Here is a 15475-nt window from a genome sequence, read left to right on the forward strand (position 1 = left end):
CGGGCGCCGTCCCGCCTGTCCGGACAGGCGGGACGGCGCCGTCCTTTTCCCCCGACTCTCCTGCAGGAGCGCCCACTTGCCCCGCCGACCCGACGGACCGACCCTCGCCCTCGGCCTCGCGCTGCCCGTCGAGGCCGCCACCACGCTCGCCCTGCCCGCCGCTCTGGCCGGGGCCGTCGACGCCGTCCTCGCCGGCGCGGGCCGGTCCGCGACCGGCGCGTTCGCGCTGCTCGCCCTCACCGTGGGCACGGCCGCCGCCGCCAACGCCGCCGCCGCTGCCGCCGGACCGGCGGGCGCGGCCGACGCCACCGCCGCCCTGCGCGGACGCCTCGTCCGGCACCTGCTCGACCTCGGGCCGGGCGGCCGGCTGCGCGGCGGGCCGCCGCCCGGCGACCTGGCCGCGCGCCTGGTGGGCTCGGCCGGCGACGCGGGCGGGCGGCTGCCCGCCGGGCTCGGCGCGGTCGGCGCGCTCTTCACGTCGGTGGGCGCGATCGTCGGCCTCGGGGTGCTGTCACCGTGGCTGGCGCTGGCCTTCTTCGCCGGGGTGGTGCCCGGCGTGGTGCTGATCCGGCTGTTCCTGCGCGACGCCGGTTCGGCGTTCGCCCGCTACCAGGAGGTGCAGGCGGAGCTCGCCGCGCGCCTCACGGGCGCACTCACCGGGCTGCGCAGCATCCACGCCGCCGGCGCCGAAGAACGCGAGGCCGCACGGGTGTTGGCGCCGCTGCCCGACCTCTCCGCGGCCGGGCACGCGCTGTGGACGGCGCAGCGCCGCACGGCATGGCAGGCGACGCTGCTGATCGCCGCGGTCGAGATCGCGGTCCTGACGACGGCGGGCGTGCTGCTCGCCGCCGGCGCCCTGGCACCGGGAGACCTCGCCGCCGCGGCCGGGTGGGCGGCGCTCGGGGCCGGCCTCTTCGAACAGGTCGAATCGCTGGTCGGGGTCGCCCACGCCCGCGCCGGGCGGGCCCGGGTCGATGCCCTGCTCGCGCTCCCGCCCGCACCCGTGGGAGCGGCGACGCTTCCGGTCGGCGGCACCGGCGAACTCGCCTTCCGCGGCGCGGTGGTGCGCGACGGCGACCGCGTGCTGCTCGGACCGATCGACCTCACCGTCCCCGGCGGACACACGCTCGCACTGGTCGGGCGCTCCGGCTCCGGCAAGTCCCTGCTGGCCGCCCTCGCCGGACGACTGCGCGACCCCGACGAGGGCGCGGTGCTCATCGACGGCGTCCCGGTCGACGAGCTGGCCCCCGACGAACTCCGGAACGCCGTCGGCTACGCCTTCGAGCGGCCCGCCCTGGTCGGCGGCACGGTGCGCGACGCACTCGCCGGCGCGGGCGAGGCGGAGGCCGAGGCCGCCCGCGCGGACGGCTTCCTGCGTCGGCTGCCCCGGGGATGGGACACCCCGCTCGACGAACTACGGCTCTCGGGAGGCGAGTTGCAACGCCTCGGGCTGGCCCGACTGCTGGCCCGGCCGGCGCGGGTGGTGGTGCTGGACGACGCGACGTCGGGGCTCGACCTCGCCACCGAGTACCAGGTCACCGAGGCACTCGACCGCGCCACCCTCGGCCGCACCCGCATCGTGATCGCCCACCGCGCCACCGTCGCCGCCCGCGCGGACCTGGTGGCCTGGCTGGAAAACGGCCGCCTCCGCGCCCTGGCCCCACACACCGCCCTCCTCGCACACCCGGACTACCGCGCCGCCCTGTCCGACACCGCCCTACAAGCAGCCGCCTGATGGCCCGCCACCGCACACCACACACAGAAAGTCGGCCGGGCCGACTTCCCACGCAGCCCTCTGCGCCCTCCGCACCCCATCAAGCAACCGATGCCGGCACAGAAAGTCAGGCCAACCGAGTGCCGAACGCCTCGAACACCGAAAATCGGCCCGATCGACTTCTTGTGCACGACCCGGCATCGGCCGCCGCAGGCATGGAAAGTCGGCCCGACCGACTTCTCACGCACGACCCGGGAACGGGCGCCGCCAGCGTGGAAAGTCAGCCCGACCGACTTCTTGTGCAGCACCCTGGGCCATCCGCGGGCCACCAGCTCCGCGACGCCCGAGTAGAAAGTCGGCCCGATCGACTTCTCACGCCAGGCCTCGGGCCGAACGCCTCGGACAGCGAAGATCGGGCCGACCGATTTCCCGCGCACGACCCAGGGCCGAACACCTCGGGCACCGAAAGTCGGCCCGACCGACTTCTCACACACGACCCGGGAACGGGCGCCACCGGCGTGGAAAGTCAGCCCGACCGACTTCTTGTGCAGCACCCTGGGCCCGGCGCGGGCCACCAGCTCCGCGACGCCCGCATGGAAAGTCGGCCGGATCGACTTCCCGCGCCAGACCCGGGGCCGGACACCGCGGACACCGAAAGTCGGCCCGATCGACTTCTCACACACGACCTGGGACCGGACACCGCGGACACAGGAAGTCGAGTAGGCCGACTTCCCGCGCACGGCTCGACATCGGCCGCCGCAGGCGCTGTCGCGCAACCCGGCGACGCAGGAAGTCGGCTCGGCCGACTTTCCGTGCAGACGGCTCCTGCCTCCGCTTACTCAGGGCGCGGAGCCCACCGCCGGTCCTCGCGTGCCAAGGCGCCCGGCGCGAGAAGTCGGGCCCGCCGACTTCTCGCGTCACCGTCACCGTCACCGTCACCGCCACCGCAGCCGCCCCGGACGCCCACGGCCGCCCACCACCGCCGCGCAGGAAGTCGGCGGCGCCGACTTTCCACTCCCACCGCCACCTCGCCCGGGTGGGCGCTCCTCCTTCGGCAGTTCGCCACCACACGGCGACCGCTACTGCGGTTGCTCGCCTGGTCCGTGGTCGAGGCCCTGCCGCCGTTGCTCTCCGGGCTGCTCGTGTCGGCCGCCGTGGACCGCGGCTTCCTCGCCGGGCGGCCCGGGGCCGGGGTGGCCTGGCTGGCCGGGTTCGGCGCGGCCGCGGTTCTGCGGGCGTTCGCGGCGCGGGCCGGGTTCCCGCACCTCGCGGCGGTCGTCGAGCCGTTGCGGGACGCGCTCGTCACGCGGGTGGTCCGGAGCGCGCTCGCCCGGCCCGTCGCCGACGCCGCCGAGGTCGCTCGGCTCACCGAACAGGTCGAGTCCGCACGACAGTTGACCGCCACCCTGCTCCGCACCCTGCGCGGCGTCGGAATCACCCTGGCCGCCGCCCTGATCGGCCTGGCGCTGCTCGCGCCCGCCGTCCTGCCGCTCGTCCTGCTGCCGCTCCTGGCCGCCGGGCTGCTCTTCGCCCGCCTACTGCGGCCGCTGGTGGAACGCCGCCGGGCGGTCGTGCTGGCGGAGGAACGGTTCGCCGCCGAGGCGGGCCGCGCCCTGCACGGCCTGCGCGACGTACAGGCCACCGGTACGCAGACGCAGGTGGCCTCCGCACTGGCCGAGGCGGCCGGGACGAGTGCCGCCGCCTCCCGCGCGCTGGGCCGGGCGTCCGCCCTGCGCGCGCTCGTGGTCGCGCTCGGCGGGCGGTTGCCGGTGCTCGTCGTGCTCACGGCAGCGCCGTGGCTGCTCGCGCATGACGTGCTCACGGCCGGCGAACTGCTCGGCGTCGCCACGTACCTGCTCCAGCAGCTCGACCCGGCGGTGCGGACGTTGGCCGGTACGGTCGGCGGCTGGCTGCTCGGCCTCGCGGTCGTGCTGGACCGCCTGGCGACGGCTTCCGTCGCCGACGCCCCGACCACCCGGTCGACGGCGGGAGGCGCGACCGCCCGTGACACGAGCCTGCGCCTCACCGCTCTTCGCTACGCGCACGCCCCCACCGCCGAACCGGTCCTCGACGGGCTCGACGTGACGATCGGCGCGGGGGAGCACGTCGCCGTCGTGGGCCCGAGCGGAGCCGGCAAGTCCACGCTGGCCGGGTTGCTCGCCGGATTGCTCACACCCACCTCCGGCGATCTCACCATCGGTGGGGAACACCTCTCGCCGGGCGATCGCACCCGGGTGGTCGCGTTGCTGCCACAGGAGGCGTACGTCTTCCCCGGCCCGCTGCGCGAGAACCTGACGTGGCTCGCGCCGGATGCCACCGACGCCCAACTCACCCGTGCCATCGAGGTTGTGGGCGCCGGTGAACTCGTCACGCGGCTCGGCGGAACGGACGCCGTCCTCACCGACCCCGCCGCACTCTCCGCCGGCGAGCGGCAGTTGCTCGCGCTCGTCCGGACGTACCTCTCCCCCGCCCCGGTCATCGTGCTCGACGAGGCGACCTGCCACCTGGACGCCACCGCCGAGGACCAGGCCGAACGGGCCTTCGCCGCCCGACCGGGAACACTCGTCGTCGTGGCGCACCGGATCAGCTCCGCCCTGCGCGCGGACCGCGTCCTCCTCCTGGACGGCGGCCGCGGCACGCTCGCGAGACATGGAGACCTCCAGGTCCTGTCGCCGCTCTACCGGGAACTGGTCGGCCACTGGCTGGACTCCACACCGCGCAACAACAGCGCATCGCACACCGGGCACGCGCCATGAAGAAGCCGCCCGCGCAAGCCAACACCTGCGCTCCGGCCAGCGGATCCACGGGATGCGACGCGGAAGGTCGGCGGGCCCGACTTCTCGCGCAGGAGGCCCGGGGCGCGGGCCGGGGCGCGGGGCGGCCAACACCCCTCCACCGCAGGCCGGGCACAGGACGCCGATGTCGCCGACTTCCCACGCAGGCGGCCAGTGGCTGGGGGCGGAGGGCGCTGCACGAGGCGGGCGCCGGCGGGCTGTGCGCTGCCGGGCGTGGGATCAGGATCTCCCGTAGCCGGGGCAGGGCAGCGCAGGGGCAGCCACCGGTCGGAGGCGGGCGGCGCCGGGCGGGGTGGGTGCTGGCGGGCCGGAGGCGGTCAGGGTCTCGGCGGGGCCAAGCGGGGGCGGCGCCGGGCGGGGTGGGTGCTGGCGGGCCGGAGGCGGTCAGGGTCTCGGCGGGGCCAGGCAGGGGCAGCGCCGGGCGGGGTGGGTGCTGGCGGGCCGGAGGCGGTCAGGGTCTCGGCGGGGCCAAGCGGGGACGGCGCCGGGCGGGGTGGGTGCTGCCGGGCCGGAGGCGGTCAGGGTCTCAGCGGGGCCAGGCAGGGGCAGCGCCGGGCGGGGTGGGTGCTGCCGGGGTGGAGGTGGTCAGGGTCTCGGCGGGGCCAGGCCGGGACGGCGCCGTGCGGGGTGGGCGCTGGCGGGCCGGAGGTGGTCAGGGTCTCGGCGAGGACGGCGCCGTGCGGGGTGGGCGCTGCCGGGCCGGAGGCGGTCAGGGTCTCGGCGGGGCCAAGCCGGGACGGCGCCGGGCGGGGTGGGCGCTGGCGGGGTGGGGTGTCAGGATCTCGATAGGATCTCGGGCGCCGCGGCCGTTATGGTGGCCGGGGCACGGGCCGCGATCACCGGCTGTGGCGCGGTTCCTGCGCCCGAAACGGGGGCCCGACCGCGCATTCACAGTGCCGGGCGGGGCGCCGATGCATCTGCAAGCTCCGCACGGAAAAGACGATTCTGATGTCCGACACCCTCACCGACACCACCGGCCCCGCGACCAACGGGACCGACGCCGACGAGATCACGGCCGAGGACACCGCGTCGCACGGCCGCCACCGCGGCCTGTCCTCCGCCGACGACAGCCCCGAGGCCGGCGCGCACGGCCGCCACCGCGCTGCGAACCAGGGCTGACGAGAACCAGGGCTGACGGAGGGCCCGCCGGGAAGAGCTCCCGGCGGGCCCTCCGCGCGCTCAGTCCAGGGTGACGACCGTCCGCAGGGCCTCGCCGCTGCGCATCTGGGCGATCGCGTCGTTGACGTCGGAGAGCGCGACCCGGTGCGTCACCATGCCGTCGAGGTCGATCCGCCCGGCCCGCCACAGGTCGACGACCAGCGCGATCGTGGACGGCACGGGCGCCCCGCCGTAGAGCGAGGGCAGCAGGCGCTTCTCGTTGAAGAACAGCTCGCCCATGGTGAACTGCGCGAGGTCGTCCTGCGCCCCGGCGCCGATCACGACGACCGCGCCGCCGCGCCGGGTGGCGTCGTACGCGGCGCGGACGGTGGCCGAGCGGCCGACCGCCTCGAAGACGTAGTCGTAGCCGCCGCCGGGCAGGCCCTTGGCGGTCGCCTTGAGGTCCTCCGGGGCGATGGCGTCGGTGGCGCCGAAGGCCAGTGCCCGTTCGCGCCGCGAGACCACGGGGTCGACGACGGTGATCCGGCCCGCGCCGCAGACCCGGGCGCCCTGGACGGTCGCCACGCCGACGCCGCCCGCCCCGATCACGGCCACCGAGGCGCCGGGCTCGACGCGCGCGGTGTTGACGGCGGCGCCGACGCCGGTGGTGACGCCGCAGCCGATGAGCGCGGCGGCCTCGTACGGGAGGTCGGCGGGGACCTTGATCACGGCGTCCTCGGCGACGACGACCTCCTCGGCGAACGAGCCGGTGCCGTAGAACCCGGACGCGTCGACCGCGGCGCCGCCCTCCTCGAAGCGGAACCCGGGCGCGCCGAGGCGCCGCAGGCTCGCGACGCAGAGGTGGCCGCGGCCGCGCTCGCAGTGCGCGCAGCGCCCGCAGGGTGCCATCCAGCACAGGACGACGCGGTCGCCGGGCGCGACCGACCGCACGCCCTCGCCGACCTCGACGACGTCGCCCGCGCCCTCGTGGCCGGGCACGAACGGCGCCGGCTGGGGCAGCACGCCGTTCATCGCGGAGAGGTCGGAGTGGCACAGGCTGGCCGCGCGCATCCGGACCCTGACCGTGCCGGGCCCGAACCCGACCGCCGTCACGTCCTCGCGGACGTCGAGCGTGTCCTGCCCGGTCTTGTGCAGAACGGCTGCGCGCATGGGGCTGCTCCCGGTGTGCCTCGGATCCATGGTCGGGCCGATTCTGGCACGGGCGCGGGGCGGCGACTAGAACACGTTCCAGCGGCGGTCCCGGGAGGAAGCGCGGACGTACCGTCGAGTAGGGTCCGACCGGAGTACCCGGAACCCACCCCGTCGCGAGGAGTCGCCCCATGTCCGACCTGCTGGAGAGCGTCCGTCCGGCGGACGAGGTGGTGGCGGCGTTCGAGGCGGCCACCGGGTTCATGCCGGTCGACGAGGGCCTCGCGCTGTACGCGGCCGCGGTCACGGCGGCGCGGCGCACCGGGTTGCCGGTGCTGGAGATCGGGACGTACTGCGGGCGCTCGGCGGTCCTGCTGGCGGCGGCGGCCCGGGAGACCGGGACGGTCGCGCTGACGGTGGACCACCACCGGGGGTCGGAGGAGCAGCAGCCGGGCTGGGAGTACCACGACCCGACGCTCGTGGACCCCGAGGTCGGGCTGATGGACACGCTGCCGGCGTTCCGCCGGACGCTGCACGCGGCCGGGCTGGAGGAGCACGTGGTGGCGCTGGTCGGCCGGTCGCCGCGGATCGCGGCGCTGTGGGGCCGTCCGGTCGGCCTGGTGTTCATCGACGGCGGGCACACCGACGAGCACGCGACCGGCGACTACGAGGGCTGGGTGCCGCACCTCGCCCCGGAGGGCCTGCTGGTGGTGCACGACGTCTTCCCGGACCCGGCGGACGGCGGCCAGGCGCCCTACCGGGTGTACCTGCGGGCGCTCGCGGAGGGCTTCGAGGAGGTCTCCGTCACCGGTTCGCTGCGCGTGCTGCGCAGGCGTGCACCGATGCTCTAACGTCGTGCCGGAGCCGCCGGGCGGGGGTCCGGAGGGTACGGTGGCCGCGCCGCAGCAGGCAGCGAGCGGCAGCGGGACACGGCGGCACCGGACAGAGCGACGGCGGATGGTGGGGGCTAGCGGCACATGACGGACCAGAACAACACCGCTCCGGCGGTCTGGGACCCCACCGCCCGCGGCGGCGCCGGCGGCTGGGTCCGCGGCCCCCAGCAGCCCGCCCCCCAGCAGCCCGGCCGGCCCCAGCCGAACCAGCCGCAGCAGCCCGCCGACGCCGCGCCCCAGGCGCCTCCCGCACCTCCCGCACCTCCCGCGCGCCCCATGGCCCCGCCGCCCGGCCCGGGCGGGGTCGGCGACCAGGGCCCGCCGCTGGGCGCCCGCCCGTACCTGGCGACGGCCCCGGGCTACGACGCGCCGACGGCGCCCGCGTTCCCGTCCGCCGCGCCGCCGCCCCCGCCCGTCCCTCCCGCGTCGCCGTTCCCGGCCCACGCGAGCGCCCAGGCGAGCGCCCAGGCGGCCGCGCAAGCGCCCGGCCCGTACCCCGGCCCCGGCTACCAGTACCCGCCGCGGCCCGGCTACCCGGCCCAGCCGGACCACCCGGCCGGCTACGAGGACCTGGACGACGACGGGGAGCGCCCCACCAACCGCAAGGCGCCCCTGCTGATCGGCTTCGCGCTGCTCCTGGTGCTGGCGGTCGGCGGCGGCCTGCTGATGGCGGTCAAGGACAACGGCAAGAAGGACCAGGCCGCGCCCGCCCCGGCCGCCACGGCCACCGACCCGGGAGCGTCCGGCACCCCGCAGCCGGCCCCGGCACCCAGCGGTTCGGCCGGCGACCCGAGCGCCGCCGCGACCGACCCGGCCTCGGCGGGCGCGACGCCCAGCCCGTCCGCGACCACCGCCGGGCCGAACGCCAAGGCCCAGGCCGGCGCGCTGGACGACCTGCTCACCCAGGGCGAGAGCGCGAAGGCCCCGATCGGCAGCGCGGTGGCGAAGGTCAGCAGCTGCCCGGCCAAGCCCGACATCGCCGACGCGGCGCAGGTGTTCGACAACGGCGCCAAGCAGCGCGACGAACTGCTGCGCAAGCTGGGCGCCTTGAGCGCCTCGGACGTCCCGGGCGGCGCGGACGCCATCCAGTCGCTGAAGTCGGCCTGGCAGCTGTCGGCCGACATCGACCGGGCGTACGCGGCCTGGGCGCGCTCGGTGGCCGGCCAGGGCTGCTCCGGCACCGCCCCGACCACCGCCGACAAGAAGCACGCCGACGAGTTCAACCCCCAGGCGACGCAGGCGAAGAAGGACTTCGTCGGAAAGTGGAAGCCGATCGCCGACGCGTTCGGCCTCACCGCACGGACCCAGGACAGGATCTGAACCGCTCGTGACCGGCCCGACGAACCGCCCTCCCCGCCGCTCCGCCCTGCTGCGCACCACGACGGTGGTCGGCGCGGCCGTACCGCTCTGCCTCGCGGGCTGGTTCGGCTGGCAGGCCGTCAGCCACGACGCGCCCGCCGGCGCGACGGCCGCCACCGGCACGGCTGTCGCGAGCGCCGCGCCCGGGGCGGCACCGCCGTCGACGGCCGCCGCGCCCTCGACGGCCGCCACCCCGGCGCCCGGGGGCACCCCGAGCGCCGCCACGCCACCCGCCGCACCACCCGCCACCCCGTCGGACGCTCCCACCCCCGGGACCGCCGCCTCGACCGCCCTCACCGGCCGCACGATCCTGCTCGACCCCGGCCACAACCCCGGCAACTCCTCGCACACCACCGAGATCAACCGTCAGGTCGACATCGGCAACGCCCGCAAGGAGTGCGACACCACCGGCACCGAGACCGACGCCGGCTACACCGAGGCCGACTACACCCTGGACGTCTCCCGCCGCGCCCGCGCGATCCTCACCGCCCGCGGCGCGACCGTGGCGTTCACCCAGGACGGCGACCGCCCGTGGGGCCCGTGCATCGACGAGCGCGCCAGGGCCGCCGCCGACGCCCACGCCGACGTGGCCCTCTCGGTGCACGCGGACGGCGCTCCGGCGAGCGGCAGCGGGTTCCACGTGATCATGCCCGCCAAGGTGGTCGCCGGGAAGGCGGACAACTCGGCGATCGTCGAACCGTCGCACCGGCTCGGCCTGCTGCTGCGCGAGCGGTTCCACGCCGCGACCGGCGAGCCGTTCGCCGACTACATCGCCGAGAACGGCCTGGACACCCGCTCCGACCTGGGCGGCCTCAACCTCTCGACGGTCCCCAAGGTGTTCATCGAGTGCGGTAACATGCGCAACCCGGCGGACGCGAAGCGGATGACGGACCCTCAGTGGCGCCAGAAGGCGGCCGAGGGGATCGCCGACGCGCTGACGGCGTATCTGACCTCGCGGGGCTGAATCCGGCGGCGCTCCCGCGGCGCCCGGGCCACGCTCCCGGGGCGCTCGGGCTGCGCCGTTTGCAACGAATTCGCCCCGTTCCCGGTCCCCGCTGTGCGCCGGTGGGGCGGTTGGCCCTAGGCTTCTGGTCCGTTCGGGGGTTCCCGGCCGGTCGGCGCGACCGGGCGGACCGCCGTCCACGAACCGTCAACGAGGGGAACGTAAGTGAATCTGCGCGCTCTCACCAGGGGAGACGCCGCCGTCGCAGGCGCGGCCGTCCTGCTCTTCATCGCCTCCTTCCTGCCCTACCTGAGCTGGAACTGCTCCGGGGCGTACTGCGGGAACATCGACACGTCGCAGAACGCCTGGAGCACCGCGCTGTTCCCCGTCCTGCCGTCGATCTACCTGCTGGGCATCGCCGCCGCCGCGCTGATCCTGGTGCAGCGGTTCCAGGGCCCGGCCGCGGCCAACCGTCAGGTCCTCGGCCTGCGGCTGGACCAGTGGGGCATCGCCTTCGCGGTGGCCGCGCTCTGGACGTCCGTCTGGGCGCTGGGCGGCGCCGGCACCGGTCCGAGCGTCAGCCACGGCTTCGGCGCCTGGCTCGGCCTCATCTCGCTGATCGTGCTCGCCGGCGCCGCCGCGGCCGCTCCGCTGGTGCCCGCGCTGAAGGCGCCGCTGGTGACCGACCGTCCGGCCGTCCCGTACCAGGGCGGCTACCCGATGCCGGGCCAGCCCGGTCAGCCCGGTCAGCCCCAGCCCGGCCAGTACGGCTACCCGGTGCAGGGCCAGGACCCGAACCAGGCCCCGGCGTACGGCGCCCAGCCCGGCGGCTACGGCTACCCGGCCCCGGGTGCGCCCGGCCAGGCCGGCCAGCCCGGCCCGCAGGACATCACCCCGGCCCCGGTCGCCGCGCAGCCGGCCCCGGCCCCGCAGCCGGCCCCGGCGGCCGACTTCGCGCCGTTCTGGTTCGCCGTCCCGGCCCCGCGCGCGCTGGCGCCGAAGGACAACCCGGTCGGCGCGCCGATCGGCGAGCTGGTCCCCGGCACCTGGTACCTGGCGGTCGAGCAGCGCGGCACCGCGCTGGTCGCCCAGCTCCAGGACGGCACCCAGGGCGTGCTGGCCGACACCTCGGGCATCCAGCGCGGCTGAACCGCCACGCAGCCGGAAGGGGCGGGACCACCTCGTGGTCCCGCCCCTTCCGCGTGTCCCGGCCCGGCCGCCTCAGCAGCAGTCCTGGACCACCAGTCCCTCCGGCAGGTCGTCCCCGCCGAACACCGCGACCGTCGCCGGGTCGCCGCCGAGCGCGGCGACGGCGAGCAGCAGCGCGCCGGCCGTCCAGGTGGTGCGCTCCTCGGGCCAGATGGCGTCGTCCTCGAACACGTACCCGGTCCAGTAGGAGCCGTCCTCGTGCCGCAGGTGCTTCTGGATCCAGCGCAGGATGTCCACGGCGCGGTCGGACTCGCCGATCGCCCAGAGCGCGAGGGCGAGTTCGGCGCTCTCGCCGCCGGTCACCCACGGACGGTCGCTGACGCAGCGCACGCCGAGGCCGGGGACGACGAAGCGGTCCCAGTCGCGCTCGATCCTGGCCAGCGCCGCCTCGCCGCGCAGCGCGGTGCCGAGCACCGGGTAGTACCAGTCCATCGAGAAGCGGTCCTTGTCGAGGAACCGCTCGGGGTGGCGGGCGACGGCGTGCCGCAGCCGGCCGGCCGCGAGCTCCCAGTCGGGCTGCGGCTCCTCCAGGTACTCGGCGACGGCCAGCCCGCAGCGCAGCGCGTGCAGGATGCTGGACGAGCCGGTGAGCAGCGCCTCGTCGGTCGCGGTGCCGTCCTCGTCGAGGCGCCAGGAGATCGGGCCACCGGGCAGCCGCAGCCGGACGATGAAGTCCAGGGCGCGGCGGACCACCGGCCAGATCCACTCCAGGAACGCGTCGTCGCCGGTGCTGAGGTGGTGGTGCCAGACCCCGACGGCGACGTAGGCGCAGAAGTTGGTCTCCTTGGCCCGGTTGGAGACCTCGCCGTCCGTGTAGGCCGCGTACCAGGAGCCGTCCGGGTTCTGGTGGGCGGCGAGCCAGCGGTAGGCGGCCTCGGCGGCGGCGTGCTCGCCCGCGGTGTCGAGGGCCATCGCGGCCTCGGTGTGGTCCCACGGGTCGAGGTGGTGGCCGGTGAACCACGGTATGGCGCCGTCGGGGCACTGCTCGGCGAGGATGCTGCGGACGGTGCCGGCGGCCTGCTCGGCGTCGAGCACCCCGTCGAGCAGCAGCACCTCGGGGACGGCGGCGGTCATGCGCCGGCCCGCCGCGGCTTGGAGGCGTAGGCGACGAAGCTCTTGCCGATGACCGGGTTGAGGGCCTTCTCGGCGGCCTTGGTGAGCGTGCTGATCACCGGGGTGCCGACGATGTCCCAGACCAGCAGCTGGTGGTAGGCCTTGACGGGCAGCGCCTTGTCGTTGTCCACGCCGACGGCGCACTTGATCCACCAGTACGGCGAGTGCAGCGCGTGCGCGTGGTGGGTGCCGTAGGGCTCCAGGCCGGCGTCCTTGAGCTTGCCGAGCAGTTCGTCGCCGCGGTAGATGCGGATGTGGCCGCCCTCGACCTCGTGGTACTCGTCGGACAGCGCCCAGCAGATCTTCTCGGGCAGCCAGCGCGGCACGGTGACGGCGAGCAGGCCGCCGGGCTTGAGGACCCGGAACATCTCGTTGAGCACGCCCTTGTCATCGGGTATGTGCTCCATCACCTCGGAGATGATGATCTTGTCGAAGTACTCGTCCTCGAACGGCAGCGCCAGCGCGTTGCCCTCCATCGCGGTCGCCGACGCGCCCTCGGGGGCCTCGCCGGCCTGCTCCATCGCGGCGAACCACTTCTTGACCTCGGCGATCTCCTCGGCGTTCTGGTCGAGGGCGATCACGTTGGCACCGCGGCGGTAGCACTCGAACGCGTGCCGGCCCCCGCCGCAGCCCAGGTCGAGCACCCGGTCGCCGGGGGCGAGCGGGAAGCGCGAGAAATCGACGGTCAGCACTGCAGGGCTCCCATTCCTTTTGCTACCAAGCGTCTTGCTACCAAGCGTCTTGCCATCAAGCGCGTTTGACGCTTCACCAGATCTCCCGCACGCCGGTCGGCGCCGCGGACCGGCCCGGACTCAGGGCACGTACCGCCAGCCCGGCCCGGAGCGGGCCCGCGCGCCGACCCCGGTGGCGATCGCCGCGCGGTAGGCGTCGGCGGTCAGTTCGGCGGCCCGCTCCCAGGTGAACCGGGCCAGCACCCGCTCGCGGCCGGCCGCCCCGAGCCGCTCGCGCAGCTCCGGGTCGTCCAGCAGCCGGCCGAGCGCGCCGGCCAGCGCGTCCGCGTCCCCCGGCGGCACGGCCAAGCAGGTCTCCCCGTCCGGCCCGGCCACCTCGGGGATCGCGCCGCCGGTGGTCGCCACCAGCGGCGTGCTGGTGGCCATCGCCTCGGCGGCGGGCAGCGAGAAGCCCTCGTACAGCGACGGCACGCAGGCCACCTCGGCCGAGCGGTACAGGTCGACCAGCTCCGGGTCGGTCAGCCCGCTGCGGAACTCGATGTGCTCCTCCAGCCCGAAGCGGCGGACCGCCTCGGTGACCGGGCCGTCCTCCTTCTGCGGCTTGCCGACCACGACCAGGTGCGCGGGCCGCTCGGTGCGGACCTTGGCCAGCGCCTCGACCAGGTACACCAGGCCCTTGAGCGGGACGTCCGCGCTGGAGGTCGTGACGATCCGCCCGGGCACCCGCGCGACCTCCGCCGACGGGGACCACAGCCGGGTGTCGGCGCCGATCGGCACCACCGAGACGGCGCCGGGCGCGGCGCCCAGGTGCTCGGCGATCTCCCGCTTCGAGCTGCCGGAGACGGTGATCACGTGGTCCAGCCGGGTGGCGACGCGGCGCTGCATCCGGGTGAAGGCGTACCAGCGGCGCAGCGACAGCCGGCGCATCCGGGTGGTGGCCGCGTCCAGCTCCAGGCGCCGGTCGACGGTGATCGGGTGGTGGATCGTGGTGACCAGCGGGAAGCCGTGCCGGGCCAGCCCGAGCAGGCCGTAGCCGAGGGTCTGGTTGTCGTGCACGACGTCGTAGCGGCCCTTGTGCCGGGCCAGGTACTGCCGGGCGCGCAGCGAGAACGTCAGCGGCTCGGGGAAGCCGCCGGTGCGCATCGTGGCGAACTCCAGCACGTCCACCGGCCCGCGGAACTCGCCGCGCCCGGGCGTGCGGAACGGGTCGTCCGCGCGGTACAGGTCCAGGCTGGGCAGCTCGACGAGGCGCACCGACCCCGGCCCCTCGACCTCGTCCAGGACGGCGTACGGCTGGGCGCCGATCACGTCCACGTGGTGGCCGAGCCTGGCCAGCTCGCGGGACAGGTGACGCACGTAGACGCCCTGGCCACCGCAGAACGGGTCGCCGCGGTACGACAGCAGGGCAATCCGCAGCGGCTGCGCGGTCATCCTGGGCCCTCTTCTCTAGCTGCTATCTGTGCTGCCGGTCGCTAAAGTAGATCAGGTTTCAGTGGCTGTGGAACTCGTCATCGACCATGTGAACAATGAGAGACCTCGAAGATACCGGCCCGTAGCTTTCCCTCCGGAGCCAGGGCTGGTGATTCCCGCCACGCCGACCCGGCCGACCCCGGGTCGACGGTGCGCCGCCCCCGTGCGGCGCGCCGCCACCCACGCGCCCCCGGGAGCACCCCTTGTCGTCGCCGAGCACGTCCGCGAGCCCCGCCGCCCCGCCGGCCGGGGAGCCGCCGCTGACCGCCCGCCAGGCCGAGCGCCGGCGGCGGATCCTGCGGGCCGCCACCGCCCTGGCCGCGCGCGGCGGGTACGAGGCGGTGCAGATGCGGGAGGTCGCGGAGAGCGCCGAGGTCGCCCTCGGCACGCTCTACCGGTACTTCCCGTCCAAGGTCCACCTGCTGGTCGCGGTCATGCTCGAACAGCTGCAGAGCCTCCAGGAGCACATCCGGCGCCACCCGCCGACCGACGACGAACCGGCGCCGCGGGTGGCCGACACGCTCACCCGGGCCTTCCACGCGCTCCAGCGCGAACCGCTCCTGGCGGAGGCCATGGTGCGGGCGCTGTCCTTCGCGGACCGCTCGGTCGGGGCCGAGGTGGACCAGGTGAGCTCCGCGACCGGACAGCTCATCCTGGACGCGATCGGCCAGTCCGGGCCACCGAGCGAGAGCCAGCGCGCGGCCGTCCGGGTGATCGAGCACACCTGGCACTCGGCGCTGGTCTCCTGGCTCTCCGGCCGCTCCTCGATCGCCGAGGTCCGGGCCGACCTGCACACGGCGGCGCGGCTGCTCACGCTGCCGTGAGGTCTCCGCTCGCCCCCGCTTACTGGAACGTGTTCCTGCTCGCCGCGGTCCGGCGGGCGGCGCCGGCGGCTAGAGTCAACAGGCAGCAAAAACTTCATCCCGTCCCTCTCCCGGGGGAAGCCGGTGCGAGTCCGGCGCTGACCCCGCAACCGTGAGGCCGTGCTCCCGCGCGTGAGTACCGGCCGAGCCGGAGCGCCCGGGGAGGGGCGAGCGGCC

The 15475-nt window shown here is 75.5% G+C and carries 12 protein-coding genes and 1 riboswitch; of the genes, 8 read left to right on the forward strand and 4 right to left on the reverse strand.

Features of this window, described 5'->3' with window-relative positions; translation table 11 throughout:
* Positions 1–76 precede the first annotated feature (76 nt).
* The 3 genes from ACFVSN_RS23450 (at position 77) to ACFVSN_RS23460 (ending at position 5628) form a co-directional block, all read left to right on the forward strand.
* Positions 77–1735: an ATP-binding cassette domain-containing protein gene (locus ACFVSN_RS23450; protein ID WP_387956508.1), complete on the forward strand. Its 1659-nt coding sequence runs from the start codon at positions 77–79 to the stop codon at positions 1733–1735.
* 1067 nt (positions 1736–2802) lie between these two features.
* Positions 2803–4470, forward strand: coding sequence for an ATP-binding cassette domain-containing protein (locus ACFVSN_RS23455; RefSeq protein ID WP_387956509.1), 1668 nt, complete (start codon positions 2803–2805; stop codon positions 4468–4470).
* 987 nt (positions 4471–5457) lie between these two features.
* Positions 5458–5628: a hypothetical protein gene (locus tag ACFVSN_RS23460; RefSeq protein ID WP_380443386.1), complete on the forward strand. Its 171-nt coding sequence runs from the start codon at positions 5458–5460 to the stop codon at positions 5626–5628.
* Positions 5629–5688: 60 nt separating this feature from the next.
* Here ACFVSN_RS23460 and ACFVSN_RS23465 read toward each other — a convergent pair whose 3' ends face one another.
* A complete protein-coding gene (locus ACFVSN_RS23465) occupies positions 5689–6777 on the reverse strand; it encodes a Zn-dependent alcohol dehydrogenase (protein WP_387956510.1) in 1089 nt (362 codons plus the stop codon).
* A 170-nt stretch (positions 6778–6947) separates the two neighbouring features.
* On the opposite strand from ACFVSN_RS23465, the gene ACFVSN_RS23470 reads away from it, so the two are divergent.
* The 4 genes from ACFVSN_RS23470 to ACFVSN_RS23485 all read left to right on the forward strand — a co-directional run bounded on the left by ACFVSN_RS23470 (position 6948) and on the right by ACFVSN_RS23485 (position 11100).
* Positions 6948–7607: a class I SAM-dependent methyltransferase gene (locus ACFVSN_RS23470; protein WP_380499679.1), complete on the forward strand. Its 660-nt coding sequence runs from the start codon at positions 6948–6950 to the stop codon at positions 7605–7607.
* A gap of 126 nt (positions 7608–7733) precedes the next feature.
* Complete coding sequence (locus tag ACFVSN_RS23475; protein ID WP_387956511.1) at positions 7734–8969, forward strand: hypothetical protein; 1236 nt, start codon at positions 7734–7736, stop codon at positions 8967–8969.
* Positions 8970–8976: 7 nt separating this feature from the next.
* A complete protein-coding gene (locus ACFVSN_RS23480) occupies positions 8977–9972 on the forward strand; it encodes an N-acetylmuramoyl-L-alanine amidase (protein ID WP_387956512.1) in 996 nt (331 codons plus the stop codon).
* 204 nt (positions 9973–10176) lie between these two features.
* Positions 10177–11100 carry a hypothetical protein gene (locus ACFVSN_RS23485; RefSeq protein ID WP_380439437.1) on the forward strand — a complete coding sequence of 308 codons (924 nt, stop codon included), beginning with the start codon at positions 10177–10179 and terminating at the stop codon, positions 11098–11100.
* A gap of 72 nt (positions 11101–11172) precedes the next feature.
* Here the strand turns inward: ACFVSN_RS23485 and ACFVSN_RS23490 are convergent, their stop codons facing one another.
* From ACFVSN_RS23490 to ACFVSN_RS23500, 3 genes are all read right to left on the reverse strand, one after another.
* Complete coding sequence (locus ACFVSN_RS23490) at positions 11173–12234, reverse strand: prenyltransferase (protein ID WP_387956513.1); 1062 nt, start codon at positions 12232–12234, stop codon at positions 11173–11175.
* Positions 12231–12965 (reverse strand): class I SAM-dependent methyltransferase, encoded by a 735-nt coding sequence (locus ACFVSN_RS23495; protein WP_363656604.1) that lies wholly within the window; start codon positions 12963–12965, stop codon positions 12231–12233. The genes ACFVSN_RS23490 and ACFVSN_RS23495 overlap by 4 nt, the downstream gene beginning before the upstream one ends.
* 120 nt (positions 12966–13085) lie before the next feature.
* Positions 13086–14396, reverse strand: coding sequence for a glycosyltransferase family 4 protein (locus ACFVSN_RS23500; RefSeq protein ID WP_387956514.1), 1311 nt, complete (start codon positions 14394–14396; stop codon positions 13086–13088).
* 242 nt (positions 14397–14638) lie between these two features.
* Here ACFVSN_RS23500 and ACFVSN_RS23505 point away from each other — a divergent pair, with 242 nt between their 5' ends.
* Positions 14639–15259, forward strand: coding sequence for a TetR family transcriptional regulator (locus ACFVSN_RS23505; protein ID WP_380439431.1), 621 nt, complete (start codon positions 14639–14641; stop codon positions 15257–15259).
* 113 nt (positions 15260–15372) lie between these two features.
* Positions 15373–15457, forward strand: a riboswitch (cobalamin riboswitch).
* Positions 15458–15475: the final 18 nt, after the last annotated feature.

This window comes from Kitasatospora sp. NPDC057904 (genome assembly GCF_042887925.1).
Taxonomy (GTDB): domain Bacteria; phylum Actinomycetota; class Actinomycetes; order Streptomycetales; family Streptomycetaceae; genus Kitasatospora.